Source organism: Rhizobium sp. UGM030330-04, from assembly GCF_003208455.1.
Lineage (GTDB): Bacteria > Pseudomonadota > Alphaproteobacteria > Rhizobiales > Rhizobiaceae > Agrobacterium > Agrobacterium rhizogenes_A.
In genome coordinates, this window is the sequence record NZ_QKML01000004.1 from 339,117 (window position 1) to 353,512 (window position 14,396).

Genomic DNA, 14,396 nt, shown 5'->3' on the forward strand with positions numbered 1-14,396 from the left:
GGGGCAAATTTCAAAGTTACGTCACGAAACCATTGGCTTTTTTGTGCGACTTGCCTATGTGGTGCGTCAGACAGGATAATTCATACGAACGACAATAAGGATTATGGGCGTGACAGCTACATTCGACAAGGTTGCCGACATTATCGCCGAAACCAGCGAAATCGACCGCGAAACCATTACGCCGGAGAGCCACACGATCGACGATCTGGGCATCGACAGCCTCGACTTTCTGGATATCGTTTTCGCCATCGACAAGGAATTCGGCATCAAGATTCCGCTCGAGCAGTGGACGCAGGAAGTCAACGAAGGCAAGGTTTCCACCGAAGAATATTTCGTGCTGAAGAACCTCTGCGCCAAGATCGACGAATTGCGCGCAGCCAAGGGCTGAGGCGACAATGCCCGCTTCCGGCGGGCATTTTCTTTTGATGCCGCCTGCGGGCAAATCATGACTAACCGACCAGAGACGGGCCGGACGGATGCTGCTTGAATATTTTCAGATGATCGACAAGGTCGAAGCCGTGGACATGGCGACGCGCACATTGAAGGCGCAGTCTGTCGTTCCCGACAAGAGCCCGGTGTTCGAGGGCCACTTTCCCGGCATGCCGCTGGTTCCGGGCGTGCTTCTGATCGAGACCATGGCGCAGGCTTCCGGCATGCTGGTTCTGGCATTTTCCGATTTTGCGTCCATGCCGTTCCTGATGTCGGTCGACGGTGCCAAGATGCGCACCTTCGTGGAGCCGGGCGCGGTTCTCGACATCGAGGTGGTGCTGGAACATGACGGTTCCGGCTTTGCCGTCACCAAGGCGAAGATCACCTCTGCCGGCAAGAAGATCTGCGACGCGCAGCTGAAATTGCGCACCATGCCGTTCAGCGAGATCCCGCTTGGTCCGATTGTCAAGAAGCGGGCCGAGGAAGTCGGCCTGATGGCGGCCATTGCCGCGGATGCGCAGGGTTAAGCGTTTCCACCCGTTTTGAAGGGGACCGTTTTCCCGTCGGTCCGGTTTCGAAGCATGAAAATCGTGGGCGCGCGACGGCGGATCAGGCCTTCACCATTGCCAATCCGCACCGCGGGCTTTATTCCGCAACACATGACGTGGTTGTTCGCAACCGCTGTGGATAGCCGTGACCGTTTCCGCGGGGCCGGCTGCAAAGGATGACAAACGATGAAATCTGACAATGATGTGGTGATAACAGGGGTTGGCATCGTGACCTGTCACGGCGTCGGCAGCCAGGCGCATTTGGCGCTTCTTTCTGGAACGGCCGCGCCGGCGACGATTGTCGAGACCGAAAAGTTCAGGCCCTATCCGGTTCATCCCATGCCGGAGATCGACTGGTCCGCGCAGATCGCCAAGCGCGGCGACCAGCGCCAGATGGAAAACTGGCAGCGCCTCGGTGTTTTCGCCGCGGGTCTGGCGCTTGACGATGCCGGGCTGAAGGACAATGCCGAAGCCTGCGCCACCATGGACATGATCGTTGCCGCTGGCGGCGGCGAGCGCGACATCAATGTCGATACGCTGATCGTCGACGAGGCGCTGAAGCGCAACGACCGCGAAGTGCTGCTCAATGAGAAGCTGACGACGGAATTGCGCCCGACGCTGTTTCTCGCCCAGCTTTCCAACCTGATGGCCGGCAATATCTCCATCGTGCACAAGGTCACCGGTTCGTCCCGCACCTTCATGGGTGAAGAAGCGGCCGGCATTTCCGCCGTCGAAACCGCATTCCACCGTATCCGTTCCGGCGAATCGAGCCATGCGCTGGTAGGCGGCGCCTTTTCGGCCGAACGTCCCGACATGATCCTGCTGTTCGAAGCCATCGGCGCGCATGCGCAGGGCGGCTGGCAACCGCTGTGGTCGCGTGGCGACAAGGATGGCGGCGGCATGATTTCCGGTTCGCTGGGAGCCTTCCTCGTCCTGGAATCACGCAAGCATGCCAGTGCGCGCGGCGCGCGCATTTATGCCCGTATCGACGCCATCGAGGGCGACCGCGGCAGCCGCGATGACGGTAAGATGGAAAAGCGCATGGGACGCCTGCTTGCTCCCGCAAAGGACAGTGCGGCGACCGTCGTATTCTCCGGTGCGAGCGGTTATGACGGCGTGACGGCCCGGGAGAAGGACATTCTCGAAAAGGCGCTACCGAATGCTGTCATTCGTGGTTTTGGCGGTGTCACCGGTCATGGGCTGGAAGCACAGTTTCCGCTCGGACTGGCGCTTGCCGCGCTGACGCTTGAAAGCGGTGCGAAGGTGCCGGCTTTCGATGCGGCGCAGGAAAAGCCCATGGGCGAGGCGGCAAGCGAAGCCGTCGTCACCACCGTCGGCCATGTGCGCGGCGAAGGTGTCGCCGTTCTGTCCCGCGACGTGTGAGGAGAAAGATCATGACTTCCAATTTCAGGGATCATCTCGGTCGTCCCATCGTCGCCGTCACCGGCATGGGCATCATCACGTCGCTCGGGCAGGGGCTTGCCGACAACTGGGCGGCGCTGACATCGGGCAAGTCGGGCATTCACAAGATCACCCGTTTCCCGACCGAGGGGCTTTCGACGCGGATCAGCGGCACGGTGGATTTCATCGATATCCCGGTTCCGAATTCCGTCGAGCGTTCTTATGCTTTTGCCCGCGAAACCACCATCGAGGCTCTGGCGCAGGCCGGTATATCAGGTGATTTCGACGGTCCGCTGTTTCTCGCGGCACCACCGATCGAGCCGGAATGGAGCGCCCGTTTCGAGCTTGCCGACCGGTCTCCGCCGGCCGCCCAGCCGGGCGATGCCTATGAACGGTTCCTGACCGCCTTCCGCCAGCGTCCCGACCCGGCGTTCCAGGAAGCCGCCCTGTTCGGCGCGATTTCCGAGCGCCTTTCCGACCGCTTTGGCACACGTGGCCTGCCGGTCACGCTTTCCACCGCCTGTGCATCCGGTGCGACCGCGATCCAGCTTGGCGTCGAAGCCATCCGCCAGGGCCGCACGGAGCGGGCGCTGACGGTTGCGACCGACGGTTCGGTCAGCGCCGAAGCGCTGATCCGCTTCTCGCTTCTCTCCGCGCTTTCGACCCAGAACGACCCGCCGGAAAAGGCTTCCAAGCCGTTCAGCAAGGACCGCGACGGTTTCGTGATCGCCGAAGGTGCTGCGACGCTGGTGCTGGAATCGCTCGAAGCTGCGGTTGCACGCGGCGCCAAGGTGCTCGGCATCATCAAGGGTGCTGGCGAAAAGGCCGACAGCTTCCATCGCACCCGCTCTTCGCCCGATGGCGGCCCGGCGATTGCGACGATCCGCGCGGCACTGGCCGATGCGGGCGTGGCCGAAAGCGATATCGGTTACATCAACGCCCACGGCACTTCGACGCCGGAAAACGACAAGATGGAATATGGCTCCATGCTCGCCGTCTTCGGCGAGGGGCTGAAGGATATTCCGCTGTCGTCCAACAAGTCGATGATCGGTCATACCCTGACCGCAGCGGGCGCCGTGGAAGCGGTGTTCTCGCTGCAGACCATGCTGACCGGCACTTTGCCGCCGACGATCAACTACAATAATCCCGATCCGACCATCACGCTCGACGTGGTGCCGAATGTAAAGCGGGATGCGCAGGTGGGCGCGGTTCTGTCCAACTCCTTCGGGTTTGGCGGGCAGAATGCCAGCCTTGTCATGACGCGGGAACCGGCCTGACCGGTTTCGCCATAAACAGGAGCGTTTCCGAATATTTTGCGGAAACGCTCTCGCTTCTTTGATTACGCATTCCGGCCGCAAAACGGTTACAGAGTTTTGCTGGAATGATTTTTAAATAACGCCCTCGGGCGAAGGACTGATATATGCGCGCTCTTCAACTCGTGGACGACCGGAAGCTCGAAAAAGTGGACCTGCCTGAACCGGATGCTCCGGGCCCGGGCGAGGTGACGCTGCGCGTCAAGGCCGTGGCGCTCAACCACATCGACGTGTGGGGCTGGCGCGGCATGGCTTTCGCCAAGCGCAAGATGCCGCTCACCATCGGTGCCGAGGCTTCGGGTGTGGTTGAGGCCATCGGCCCGGGTGTTTCGAACGTGTTGCCCGGCCAGCTCGTCTCGGTTTATGGCGCACGCACCTGCGGGCTGTGCAAGCCCTGTCGCGAAGGCCGTGACAATCTGTGCGAACACGTTCAGGGCGTGCACGGTTTCCACCTGGACGGTTTCGCGCAGGAAAAGATCAATATTCCGGCCCGCCAACTCGTGCCAGCACCCCACGGCATTGATGCCGTTGCTGCGGCTCTCGCGCCGGTGACCTTCGGCACGGTCGAGCACATGCTGTTCGACAATGCCAAGCTGGAGCCGGGCGAAACCATCCTCATCCATGCCGGCGGTTCCGGCATCGGCACGGCGGCGATCCAGCTTGCCAAGAAGATGGGCTGCACCGTCATCACGACAGTCGGCTCCGATGACAAGATCGAGCGGGCAAAGGCGCTGGGCGCCGATCACGTCATCAATTATCGCACCGACCGTTTTGAAGGCGTCGTGCGCAAGCTGACGAAAAAGAAGGGGGTCGACGTGGTGTTCGAACATGTCGGCAAGGACACCTTCGTCGCCTCGATGTTCTCGCTGAAGCGCGGTGGCCGTCTCGTCACCTGCGGCTCCACCTCGGGCGTTTCCACCGAAATCAACCTGATGATGCTGTTCCAGCAGCAGCTGAAGCTGCTCGGCTCCTTCGGCTGCCGCATGGAAAACATGGCCAATGCCATGCAGAAGATGGCGCGTGGCATCGTTCATCCCGTCATCGACACCGAAGTGACCTTCGACGATATCGACCGGGCGCTGGAGCGCATGGAAACGCGCCAGGTGTTCGGCAAGATCGTTCTGCGGATGGACTGACCATCGTGAAACTGTTCCTGACGCGGATTGTCCTGAAACTGGACCACTTCCGGCAGTGGCTGATCGCGACATTCGCCTTCGGCCTCCTCAACCTGCTGAAGCTCTTCCCCGCCGATGCGGGCATTCGCGCCGCAGACCGGCTGGCGCGCTTCGTGGGGCCGAAAACCGGCCGCCACAAGCTGATGCTTCATAATCTGGCGCGCGCCTTTCCGGAGAAGTCCGAGGAGGAGCGGTTGGAGATCGCCATGGATAGCTGGGCCAATATGGGCCGGCTTGCGGCGGAATATGTGTTTCTCGACCGGCTGTTCGATTTCGATCCGGAAAAGAACGAGCCCGGCCGCATTCGGGTCGAGGGTATTCCGACTTTTCTGGAACTGCGCGACAATCCGCGGCCCTTCATCGTCTTTACCGCCCATAGCGGCAATTTCGAATTGCTGCCGGTGGCCAGTTCGGCCTTCGGTCTTGATGTCACCGTGCTGTTCCGGCCGCCGAACAATCCTTTCGTGGCCGACAAGGTGTTCAATTTCCGCAAGGAGCGCATGGGCAATCTCGTGCCTTCGCACGCCGGTTCCTCCTTCGCGCTTGCGCGGCAGCTGGAGCGGGGCGGCGGTGTCGGCGTGCTTGTCGACCAGAAATTCAGCAAGGGACTGACAACGAAGTTCTTCGGGCTCGAGGTTCGCACCAATCCGCTTCTGGCCAAGCTTGTGCGTCAGTTCAACTGCGACGTCTATCCCGCCCGCTGCGTGCGTCTGCCGGACAATCGCTACCGGCTGGAAATCGAACCGAAGGTCGAAATTCCCCGCGATGAAAAGGGCAATGTCGATATTCAGGCAACGGCGCAGCTTCTGAACGACAAGGTGGAAAGCTGGGTGCGCGAATATCCCGGGCAGTGGCTGTGGTATCACGACCGCTGGGATGTGAAGCACCAGATCTGAGGCTCTGGCCGCACCGGGCGTTTTTCGCGATTCACATCAAATTCGACCGCGAAATTGTGCGTTTCGATATTTTTCCATATTAGTGGAACCTGATTTTTCGTTCATGGATTATCGAAATTGAAAAAATAGCGGTGGCTGTGATATTTTGGACTACAATCCCCACGGCGTTTTTGCGTTTCGTTACGTCATTTTTAAGCGCAGAGACGCTAAGATCAGGGGTAAGGGTCTATCCTTTCGGATTGGGAGCGGGGTGTTTGCCCGTTCAGGGAGAATTGGGTTGAAAGATTTGATTGAGCTGTTCTGGCTGCGTTATACGGAACTGCAATCTGCCGTTGGTAAAAACGAGGCCGACAAGATTGCAGTGCTGGAGCGTGAACTGGAGCAGCTTCTCGAGCGTGTTGTCGGCCGTCAGACCGAAAGCTCCGAAGATATTCGCGAGCAGTTCCGTTTCGCCATCGACCTCCTCAACCACGAGGCGGAAGACCTTGGTTGCGTGCAGCGCAATTCCGAGCTTCTGCGCACGCTTGTCGATCGATATGTCGGCATGCCGCCGAAGGCGAAGGTCATCGGCGACGAGGATGAGGATACTCTGGAGTGGCATCACCGCCACCTGATCCTCGATGAGGACATGCTCAACGATCTCGACGAGCCGGTGGTCATTGTTTCCCCCGGTTACCGCGTGTCCTTCGCCAATGCGCTGGATGCCTTCCAACGCAATGCGCCGGACGGGCTTTTGGGCTGCCACATCGCCGAGCTTGTCGGCGTGCATCGTTTCCAGAACGACCTCAGGGAAAAGCTCGACAATTGCTTCAAGGGCGATACGTCGAAATACACCTATGCGGAAGACCAGAACGGCCGTACGGTCGTGAAATCGCTGGAAATGTCGCCCTGCTATTCCTCCGCCTACAAGCTCGTGGGCGCCATGGTCGTGATCAGGGAAATCGCCGATCGCCGGCGCCGCGCCACCGGCTGACCTATCGGAGCGCCTTGCCTCTGCCCTTCAATGGCGGAAAAGGGGCGCTCCGCCATCCATCATTTCGGGAAGATGGTTTCCCAGATCGTGGCGATGGACCAGGCGGATGAAGCATCGACAAGAAGCTTCGTCGCCATTGCCAGGCAGGACAGAACGAGAAGCGGGCGGATGATCTTCGCGCCGTTTTTCATGGCGAAGCGTGATCCGATCTGCGCGCCGATGAACTGTCCTACACCCATGGCCAATCCCAGCTTCCACAGAACCGCGCCGCCAATGGCGAAGACGACGAATCCGCCGAAGTTCGAGCCGAGGTTCAGAAGCTTGGTATGGGCGGTCGCCTTCAGCATGCCGAAACCGGCGAGCGCCACAAAAGCCAGCATGTAGAAGGACCCCGCACCGGGGCCGAAAACACCATCGTAAAAGCCGACCAGCGGCGCGACGGTGAGGCCGAACACGAAGGGTGTGATGCGGCGGTGACTGTCGATATCGCTGAGCTGCGGCTTGAAGGCGAAATAAAGCGCAATTGCGATCAGCAGGAACGGCATGATGGTGCGCAGCAGATCGGCCGGCACGAAGGCGGCGGTGACGGCGCCCAGCATGCCGCCAAGCATGGCCATCAGCCCCATAGGCAATTGTTCCTTCAGGTCGACATGGCCGCGCCGGGCATAGGCAAGCGTGGCAGAGGCCGAGCCGAACTGCGATTGCAGCTTGTTGGTGCCGAGCGTGTCGAGCGGCGCGATGCCCATGATCAGCATCGCCGGAATGGTGATGAGGCCGCCGCCGCCGGCGATGGAATCGATAAATCCGGCAAAGATGGCGACGCAGAAGAGGACGATAAATACGTTGAGGGCGATGTCTTGCACTGAAGATGTCCGGGCAGGCGGCGGGAGAGGGCTTCTTCTTTCACCGAAAAGACCGCCACGCAATATTTTTCTGCATGATATGCCGCCTGCGGGGGGATTGCGGTGTTGCCGCTTATCGTTATGTTTCCGTGGCGCGTCACCGGAAGGACGGATGGCGCCTGAGACATATGGATGAGGGCATTATGCATAAAGTGATATTCGATACGGATCCGGGTGTGGATGACGCCATGGCGCTTCTGTTCCTGCACCGTCACCCCGATATCGATCTGATCGGCGTCACCACGGTTTTCGGCAATGCGCCCATCGATATCACCACCCGCAATGCGCTGTTCCTGAAGCGGGAATGGCAGATGACGGCGCCGGTTGCGAAAGGTGCTGGCGTAACATTCGATCCCGCCCGCAAGGAAGGCCACTGGCCGACCTTCATCCATGGCGAAAACGGTCTCGGCGATATCGATATCCCTGAAACCATCGATCTGCCGCTCGATCCGCGTCCGGCGCATCGTTTCATCATCGAGACGGTGAAGGCCAATCCGGGTGAAGTGACGCTGATCGCCGTCGGCCGCATGACCAATCTGGCGCTGGCGCTGCGCGAGGAGCCGGATTTTGCTGCGCTGGTGAAAGACGTCATCGTCATGGGCGGCGCCTTCGACATGAACGGCAACGTGTCGCCAGCGGCCGAGGCCAATATCCACGGCGACCCGGAAGCGGCCGATCTCGTCTTCACCGCGCCCTGGCGTGTGGTCGTCGTCGGTCTCGACGTAACGACGAAAACGGTAATGACTAGCGCCTTCATGGCCGAGATGGCAAAGGCCGGCGGCAAGCCGGTGCAGCTCTTGTCCGACCTGTCGCAATTCTACATCGATTTCTACAAGACCCGCACCGGCGACGGCATGGTGGTGCATGACAGCTGCGCCTGCGTCTATCTCGTCGCGCCTGAGCTTTTCGAGACCCGCAGCGGCCCGGTGCGTGTGGTCTGCGGCGGGCTTGCAGACGGCCAGACCATCCAGAAGCCGGATGGCCGCGCCTTTCCGCCGGGCGACTGGGACGGGCATCCGAGCCAGCTCGTCTGCACGGATATCAAGCCGGAGCGCGTGCTTTCGCTCATCCGTGCGGCAATTGTGAACGGCGAGCGCGGCTGAACGACAGGAATGGCCGTTCTTGAGCATGGCTTGCCTTGCATTTTCCAAGAATCTGGCGTTATGCAAGTTCCTTGATCCTATTGCGCGATCCGCCTTGCCAAAGGGGCCGAAAAGGCCGTGCCGAAGCACAGGCGGATGATCGCGATGGCGTGTGGGCCGAGAAAAGCCTTGTAGGTTTTCCCGTGCTTTGCGCTACAATGAATAACGCCTGCCGGATCGGTTCGTGTCGGCGGCGTTTAAAAACAAAAAACGAACCTTCGTTATGGGCCGGCAGAACCGGTCCATTCCCATGAGGAAAGTGATGGAAGAGTTTCACAAGGTCCGGCGTCTGCCGCAATACGTCTTCGAACAGGTCAACCGTTTGAAAGCGAGCGCGCGAGCGGCCGGGGCCGATATCATCGATCTCGGCATGGGCAATCCCGACCTTCCGACCCCCAAGGCGATCGTCGACAAGCTTTGCGAAGTCGTTCAGGACCCGCGCACCCATCGTTATTCCTCGTCCAAGGGCATTCCCGGCCTTCGCCGCGCGCAGGCCGCCTATTATGCCCGCCGTTTCGGCGTGAAGCTGAACCCCGACACCCAGGTCGTCGCCACGCTCGGCTCCAAGGAAGGCTTCGCCAATATGGCGCAGGCCATCACCGCGCCGGGTGACGTGATCCTGTGTCCGAACCCCACCTATCCGATCCATGCCTTCGGCTTCCTGATGGCGGGCGGCGTTATCCGCTCGATGAATGTCGAGCCGGATGAGAGCTTCTTCGGGCCCTTGGAGCGCGCGGTGCGCCATTCCATTCCCAAACCGCTGGCGCTGATCATCAACTACCCGTCGAACCCGACGGCGCATGTGGCCTCGCTGGATTTCTACAAGGACGTCATCGCATTCGCGAAGAAGCACGAGATCATCGTGCTTTCCGACCTTGCCTATTCGGAAATCTATTTCGACGAAAACAATCCGCCGCCTTCGGTTCTGGAGGTTCCCGGCGCAATCGACGTTGCGGTGGAGTTCACCTCCATGTCGAAGACCTTCTCCATGCCCGGCTGGCGCATGGGCTTCGCCGTCGGCAACGAGCGGCTGATCGCGGCGCTGACCCGCGTGAAGTCCTATCTCGATTACGGCGCCTTCACGCCGATCCAGGTTGCGGCGACCCATGCGCTGAACGGTGACGGCTCCGACATCGCCGAAGTGCGCAATGTCTATCGCCGCCGCCGCGATGTCATGGTCGACACCTTCGGCAAGGCCGGTTTCGAGGTTCCGCCGCCGGCGGCGACCATGTTCGCCTGGGCGAAGATCCCGGAAAAATTCCGCCATCTCGGCAGCCTGGAATTCTCCAAGCTTCTGGTCGAGAAGGCCGATATCGCCGTTGCTCCCGGCATCGGCTTTGGCGAGATGGGCGATGATTACGTCCGTCTCGCGCTCGTGGAAAACGAGCATCGAATTCGTCAGGCAGCGCGCAATCTGAAGCGTTTCCTGTCGAGCGCAGACGAAACGATGCATAATGTCGTTTCGCTTAACGCCCACAGATAAGGGCAACCGAAGGCGGCCGGGCCTCGGCCGCCACCATCACCAGCAAATCAGGAACATACCCATGGCAGATTCATTGAGAATCGGCATAGCGGGGCTCGGCACTGTCGGCGCTTCGCTCGTGCGCATCCTCCAGCAGAGAAGCAACGAACTTGCGATTACCTGCGGACGCGCGATTGAGATTATTGCGGTGAGCGCGCGCGACCGTTCGCGTGACCGCGGCATCGATCTCAAGGGTATTGCCTGGTTCGACACGCCGGAACAGCTGGCGAGCGAAGCCGATATCGACGTGTTCGTCGAACTGGTCGGTGGCGCTTCCGGCCAGGCTGAAAATGCAGTGCGGGCCGCACTTGCACGTGGTCTCCATGTGGTGACAGCCAACAAGGCGCTGCTGGCCAAGCACGGCGTGGAACTGGCGACCATTGCTGAAGACAAGGGTGCGCTTCTCAACTTCGAAGCGGCGGTGGCCGGCGGTATTCCCGTTATCAAGGCGCTGCGTGAATCCTTGACCGGTAACCATGTGTCGCGCATCTACGGCATCATGAACGGCACCTGCAACTACATCCTCACCAAGATGGAGAAGGAAGGGCTGTCCTTCGAGGCCTGTCTGAAGGAAGCGCAGCGGCTGGGTTATGCGGAGGCCGATCCGGCTTTCGATATCGAGGGCAACGACACCGCCCACAAGCTTGCCATCCTGACGACGCTTGCCTTCGGCAACAAGATTTCGGCCGATGACATCTATCTCGAAGGCATCACCAATATTTCAAGCGAGGATATTCAGGCGGCCGCCGAACTCGGTTATCGCATCAAGCTTCTCGGCGTGGCGCAGGTGACCGAATCCGGCATCGAGCAGCGCGTGCATCCGACCATGGTGCCGCTCGATTCCGTCATCGCACAGGTGGACGGCGTGACCAATGCGGTGGCGATCGAATCCGATATTCTCGGCGAATTGCTGATGGTTGGTCCGGGTGCCGGCGGCAACGCCACCGCGTCCGCCGTGCTGGGTGATATCGCCGATATCGCCAAGAGCCGTCCGGGCGCCCAGCAGGTGCCTGTGCTCGGCCGTCCGGCGAAATCGCTGACGGACTATCGTCGCGCCAAGATGAAGAGCCATGAGGGCGGTTATTTCATCCGCCTGACGGTAAAGGATCAGGCCGGTGTCTTCGCCTCCATCGCCAGCCGCATGGCTGACAATAACATCTCGCTGGAATCCATCGTGCAGCGCCAGCGCGTGCATGTGGAAGGCGCGCCGCAGACCATCATTCTCGTCACTCATGCGACGATGGAAGATGCGATCCGCAAGGCCGTGAAGGCGATTAAGAACGAGAAATATCTCGTCAGCGAACCGCAGGTCATCCGCATCGAGCGGACCTGAGACGCATCGATATCTTGATGGCATCGAGAGCCGCGCTTCCCGAAGGAGGCGCGGTTTTTTGTTGCCTGGCCGTGTGCACCGCACCGGCGCTTCGGTGGCCATAAAATTTGAGGACGCCGCATTCGAACCGCTGGAAAACAAGGCGATTCGGCACTATGGTTAATCCTGTTCACCAAGCGAGGGAGGCGTGGCCGTGACATCGATCATCCTGTTCAAGGACAACAAGCGCGCCGGCGTTCCGGTCACCCATCATCGGGTGCGGCCGCATAATGCCAACGACAATATTCGCAGCATGGAATTCGACATGGCCGAGCATGAGCGCAACTGGTGTTCGCTCGCTGTCTTCTCGTTATTGCTGCTGGTCGGCGCGGTCTCGATCGTCAGCCCGTTTTTCTCGATTTTTACGGTGTGACAGCCGGGACAAGCGTTTTTGCTTGAAAAACACCGCATCGCCATTTAGCCCGTTCTAACTATAAGGCGCGGATATGCGCGCATGACAGGATGAAGGGACAGGATGGCAATGATGGAGCCGGCCGATGCCGTGGCCCGCGCGTTTCTGAGCGTGGAGCGGTCGGCGACAGAACAGCGCTGGGTGTCGCGGCTGGATCAGGCCGGACAGAACCGTGCGCTGGCCATGTCCCAGATCCACGCCATTCCTGAACTGATCGCGCGGGTGCTTGCCGGGCGTGGCGTGGGTGTCGATGATGCCCTGGCGTTCCTTGATCCGACCATCCGCTCGCTGATGCCCGACCCGCATATGCTGACCGATTGCGAGAAGGCCGCCGAGCGGCTGGTGCGCGCGGTCGAGACGGGTGAGAAGGTGGCGATCTTCGGCGATTACGATGTCGACGGCGCTGCCTCTTCCGCGCTGATGTTTCGCTTTCTCGCGCATTTCGGGCTGACGCCGGAAATCTATATTCCCGACCGCATTTTCGAAGGTTACGGCCCGAACCCGGCGGCGATGCAGCAGCTTGCCGCCAATGGCGCGACGCTGATCGTGACGGTCGATTGCGGCTCCACCAGCCATGAATCGTTGCAGGCCGCCAGGGATGCGGGAACGGATGTGGTGGTGATCGACCACCATCAGGTCGGCACGGAGCTGCCGCCCGCCGTGGCGCTGGTCAATCCCAACCGTGAGGACGATCTGTCGGGGCAGGGGCATCTCTGCGCCGCCGGCGTGGTGTTCCTCGTGCTGGTCGCTACCCTGCGCATATTGAAGGACAGACGGCACAGGCAGGCTTTCACGCTCGATCTCCTGTCGCTTCTCGATATCGTCGCGCTTGCCACCGTATGCGATGTGGTGCCGCTGAAGGGGCTCAACCGCGCCTATGTGGTGAAGGGGCTTATCGCCGCGCGCCACATGAACAATGCCGGGCTTGCCGCCCTGTTCAAGAAGGCGGGGCTGGGCGGGCCTGTCACACCCTATCATTTCGGTTTCCTGATCGGCCCCCGCATCAATGCCGGCGGTCGCATCGGCGATGCCGCGCTTGGCAGCCGTCTCCTGACGATCGATGACGCCTCACAGGCGGAGGTCATCGCCGAGCGGCTGGATGAGCTGAACCGCGAGCGGCAGGCGATGGAAGCCGCCATGCTGGCGGAAGCCGAAGCGGAGGCGCTGTTCGAATATGGCGATGGTTCCGGTGCGGGCGTCATCGTGACTGCACGCGAAAACTGGCATCCCGGCATTGTCGGTCTGCTTGCCTCGCGTCTGAAGGATCGCTTCCGCCGTCCCGCCTTCGCCATTGCCTTCGATCCCTCCGGCAAGGGCACCGGCTCGGGCCGTTCGATCACCGGTTTCGATATGGGGCGTATGGTGCGCGCCGCCGTTGAGGCCGGCTTGCTGGTCAAGGGGGGCGGTCACGCCATGGCGGCCGGCCTGACGGTGGAGCGCGCCAATCTCGGCAAGCTCAGGACTTTCTTTGAGGACGCGGCGGCAAAGACCGTGAACGAATTGGTGGAAAGCAGCGTGCTGAAGATCGATGGCGCCATCGGCGCCTCGGGCGCGACATTGCAGCTTGTCGACCAGCTGGAGCAGGCCGGTCCTTATGGATCGGGTCACTCGCAACCGATCTTCGCCGTGCCCTCACATCGCCTGCGCGATGTGAGGCTCGTGGGCACATCCCACGTCAAGATTACGCTTGAGGCCATGGATGGCTCGCGGCTGGATGGCATCGCCTTTCGCGCCGCCGAAGCGCCTCTGGGGCAGATGCTCCTGAATGCGCGCGGCAGGAACATTCACGTTGCAGGCACCGTGGGCGCCGATCTCTGGCAGGGCCAGAGGCGTGTGCAGCTGCGCGTTCTGGATGCGGCCTTCGCACCCTGACGGGGCTGCGGAACTGTCGGGATTTTTCGGGAGCGGGGCAAGCCGCGCGTTGCAAACAGCAAGCGTCCGAATACTCACGCGTTACGTGAAGTTCTGCATATAGAGTGCTGATTTTCAAGGGGAAGCAAGTGGCACGCCCTAGGGGAGTCGAACCCCTCTTTTCAGAATGAAAATCTGACGTCCTAACCGATAGACGAAGGGCGCGTGCGCTTGTGGTGTGGCGCCCTTATAGTCAGGCTCCGGTTGCTCCGCAAGCGGAAAAATTGATTTTTTTCGCTTCACGACGAGTTTTTTTGCCGAAACCGAAGAGGCTGTGGAAAACTGCGCCGAGACTGGCCAAGGCCTTGAAATGGCGGCTCTATCGCTGCCCGACAGTAACGTCATCATGCGCCGTGCGAGGGCCGTGGCGTGTTTTTCCAACCCTTAGCTGGCATCTGCC

General features: G+C 60.6%; 13 protein-coding genes and 1 tRNA gene. 12 read left to right on the plus strand and 2 right to left on the minus strand.

The genetic code is table 11. The features are described from left to right. The first annotated feature begins 103 nt into the window (after positions 1-103). From N434_RS08685 to N434_RS08715, 7 genes are all read left to right on the plus strand, one after another. Complete coding sequence (locus tag N434_RS08685; protein WP_003495848.1) at positions 104-388, plus strand: acyl carrier protein; 285 nt, start codon at positions 104-106, stop codon at positions 386-388. 88 nt (positions 389-476) lie between these two features. Continuing rightward, on the plus strand, positions 477-956 hold the full coding sequence (locus N434_RS08690; protein WP_110757167.1) for a 3-hydroxyacyl-ACP dehydratase FabZ family protein: 480 nt from the start codon (positions 477-479) through the stop codon (positions 954-956). A 207-nt stretch (positions 957-1,163) separates the two neighbouring features. Further along, positions 1,164-2,360, plus strand: coding sequence for a beta-ketoacyl-ACP synthase (locus tag N434_RS08695; protein ID WP_065115766.1), 1,197 nt, complete (start codon positions 1,164-1,166; stop codon positions 2,358-2,360). An 11-nt stretch (positions 2,361-2,371) separates the two neighbouring features. Continuing rightward, positions 2,372-3,655: a beta-ketoacyl-ACP synthase gene (locus tag N434_RS08700; protein WP_065115765.1), complete on the plus strand. Its 1,284-nt coding sequence runs from the start codon at positions 2,372-2,374 to the stop codon at positions 3,653-3,655. A gap of 143 nt (positions 3,656-3,798) precedes the next feature. Further along, positions 3,799-4,827 carry a zinc-binding dehydrogenase gene (locus tag N434_RS08705; protein WP_006316337.1) on the plus strand — a complete coding sequence of 343 codons (1,029 nt, stop codon included), beginning with the start codon at positions 3,799-3,801 and terminating at the stop codon, positions 4,825-4,827. A 5-nt stretch (positions 4,828-4,832) separates the two neighbouring features. Continuing rightward, positions 4,833-5,762: a lipid A biosynthesis lauroyl acyltransferase gene (locus tag N434_RS08710; RefSeq protein WP_065115763.1), complete on the plus strand. Its 930-nt coding sequence runs from the start codon at positions 4,833-4,835 to the stop codon at positions 5,760-5,762. 277 nt (positions 5,763-6,039) lie between these two features. Beyond that, entirely contained in the window at positions 6,040-6,735 is a 696-nt protein-coding gene (locus N434_RS08715; RefSeq protein ID WP_065115762.1) for a nitrogen regulation protein NR(II), read from the plus strand. A 59-nt stretch (positions 6,736-6,794) separates the two neighbouring features. Here the strand turns inward: N434_RS08715 and N434_RS08720 are convergent, their stop codons facing one another. Further along, a complete protein-coding gene (locus N434_RS08720; RefSeq protein ID WP_110757169.1) occupies positions 6,795-7,598 on the minus strand; it encodes a TSUP family transporter in 804 nt (267 codons plus the stop codon). A gap of 182 nt (positions 7,599-7,780) precedes the next feature. On the opposite strand from N434_RS08720, the gene N434_RS08725 reads away from it, so the two are divergent. From N434_RS08725 to recJ, 5 genes are all read left to right on the plus strand, one after another. Then, positions 7,781-8,740, plus strand: coding sequence for a nucleoside hydrolase (locus N434_RS08725; RefSeq protein ID WP_065116215.1), 960 nt, complete (start codon positions 7,781-7,783; stop codon positions 8,738-8,740). Between the two features lie 301 nt (positions 8,741-9,041). Further along, entirely contained in the window at positions 9,042-10,262 is a 1,221-nt protein-coding gene (locus tag N434_RS08730; RefSeq protein ID WP_035223305.1) for an LL-diaminopimelate aminotransferase, read from the plus strand. Positions 10,263-10,323: 61 nt separating this feature from the next. Then, the gene (locus N434_RS08735) at positions 10,324-11,634 is read left to right on the plus strand and encodes a homoserine dehydrogenase (protein WP_110757171.1); all 1,311 of its coding nucleotides are present in this window, start codon (positions 10,324-10,326) and stop codon (positions 11,632-11,634) included. Between the two features lie 187 nt (positions 11,635-11,821). Next, the gene (locus tag N434_RS25745; protein WP_065115759.1) at positions 11,822-12,046 is read left to right on the plus strand and encodes a hypothetical protein; all 225 of its coding nucleotides are present in this window, start codon (positions 11,822-11,824) and stop codon (positions 12,044-12,046) included. A gap of 102 nt (positions 12,047-12,148) precedes the next feature. Next, positions 12,149-13,957: a single-stranded-DNA-specific exonuclease RecJ gene (gene recJ, locus N434_RS08745; protein ID WP_110757173.1), complete on the plus strand. Its 1,809-nt coding sequence runs from the start codon at positions 12,149-12,151 to the stop codon at positions 13,955-13,957. A gap of 129 nt (positions 13,958-14,086) precedes the next feature. On the opposite strand, the gene N434_RS08750 is transcribed toward recJ, so the two are convergent. Further along, positions 14,087-14,161 (minus strand) — tRNA-Glu (locus N434_RS08750). Positions 14,162-14,396 lie beyond the last annotated feature (235 nt).

Excerpts from the sequence above, each read along its gene's own strand:
- N434_RS08705 (WP_006316337.1), top strand. The coding sequence starts at position 3,799 with ATGCGCGCTCTTCAACTCGTGGACGACCGGAAGCTCGAAAAAGTGGAC.
- N434_RS08685 (WP_003495848.1), top strand. The coding sequence starts at position 104 with ATGGGCGTGACAGCTACATTCGACAAGGTTGCCGACATTATCGCCGAA.
- N434_RS08730 (WP_035223305.1), top strand. The coding sequence starts at position 9,042 with ATGGAAGAGTTTCACAAGGTCCGGCGTCTGCCGCAATACGTCTTCGAA.
- recJ (WP_110757173.1), top strand. The coding sequence starts at position 12,149 with ATGGCAATGATGGAGCCGGCCGATGCCGTGGCCCGCGCGTTTCTGAGC.
- N434_RS08725 (WP_065116215.1), top strand. The coding sequence starts at position 7,781 with ATGCATAAAGTGATATTCGATACGGATCCGGGTGTGGATGACGCCATG.
- N434_RS08700 (WP_065115765.1), top strand. The coding sequence starts at position 2,372 with ATGACTTCCAATTTCAGGGATCATCTCGGTCGTCCCATCGTCGCCGTC.
- N434_RS08735 (WP_110757171.1), top strand. The coding sequence starts at position 10,324 with ATGGCAGATTCATTGAGAATCGGCATAGCGGGGCTCGGCACTGTCGGC.
- N434_RS08690 (WP_110757167.1), top strand. The coding sequence starts at position 477 with ATGCTGCTTGAATATTTTCAGATGATCGACAAGGTCGAAGCCGTGGAC.
- N434_RS08695 (WP_065115766.1), top strand. The coding sequence starts at position 1,164 with ATGAAATCTGACAATGATGTGGTGATAACAGGGGTTGGCATCGTGACC.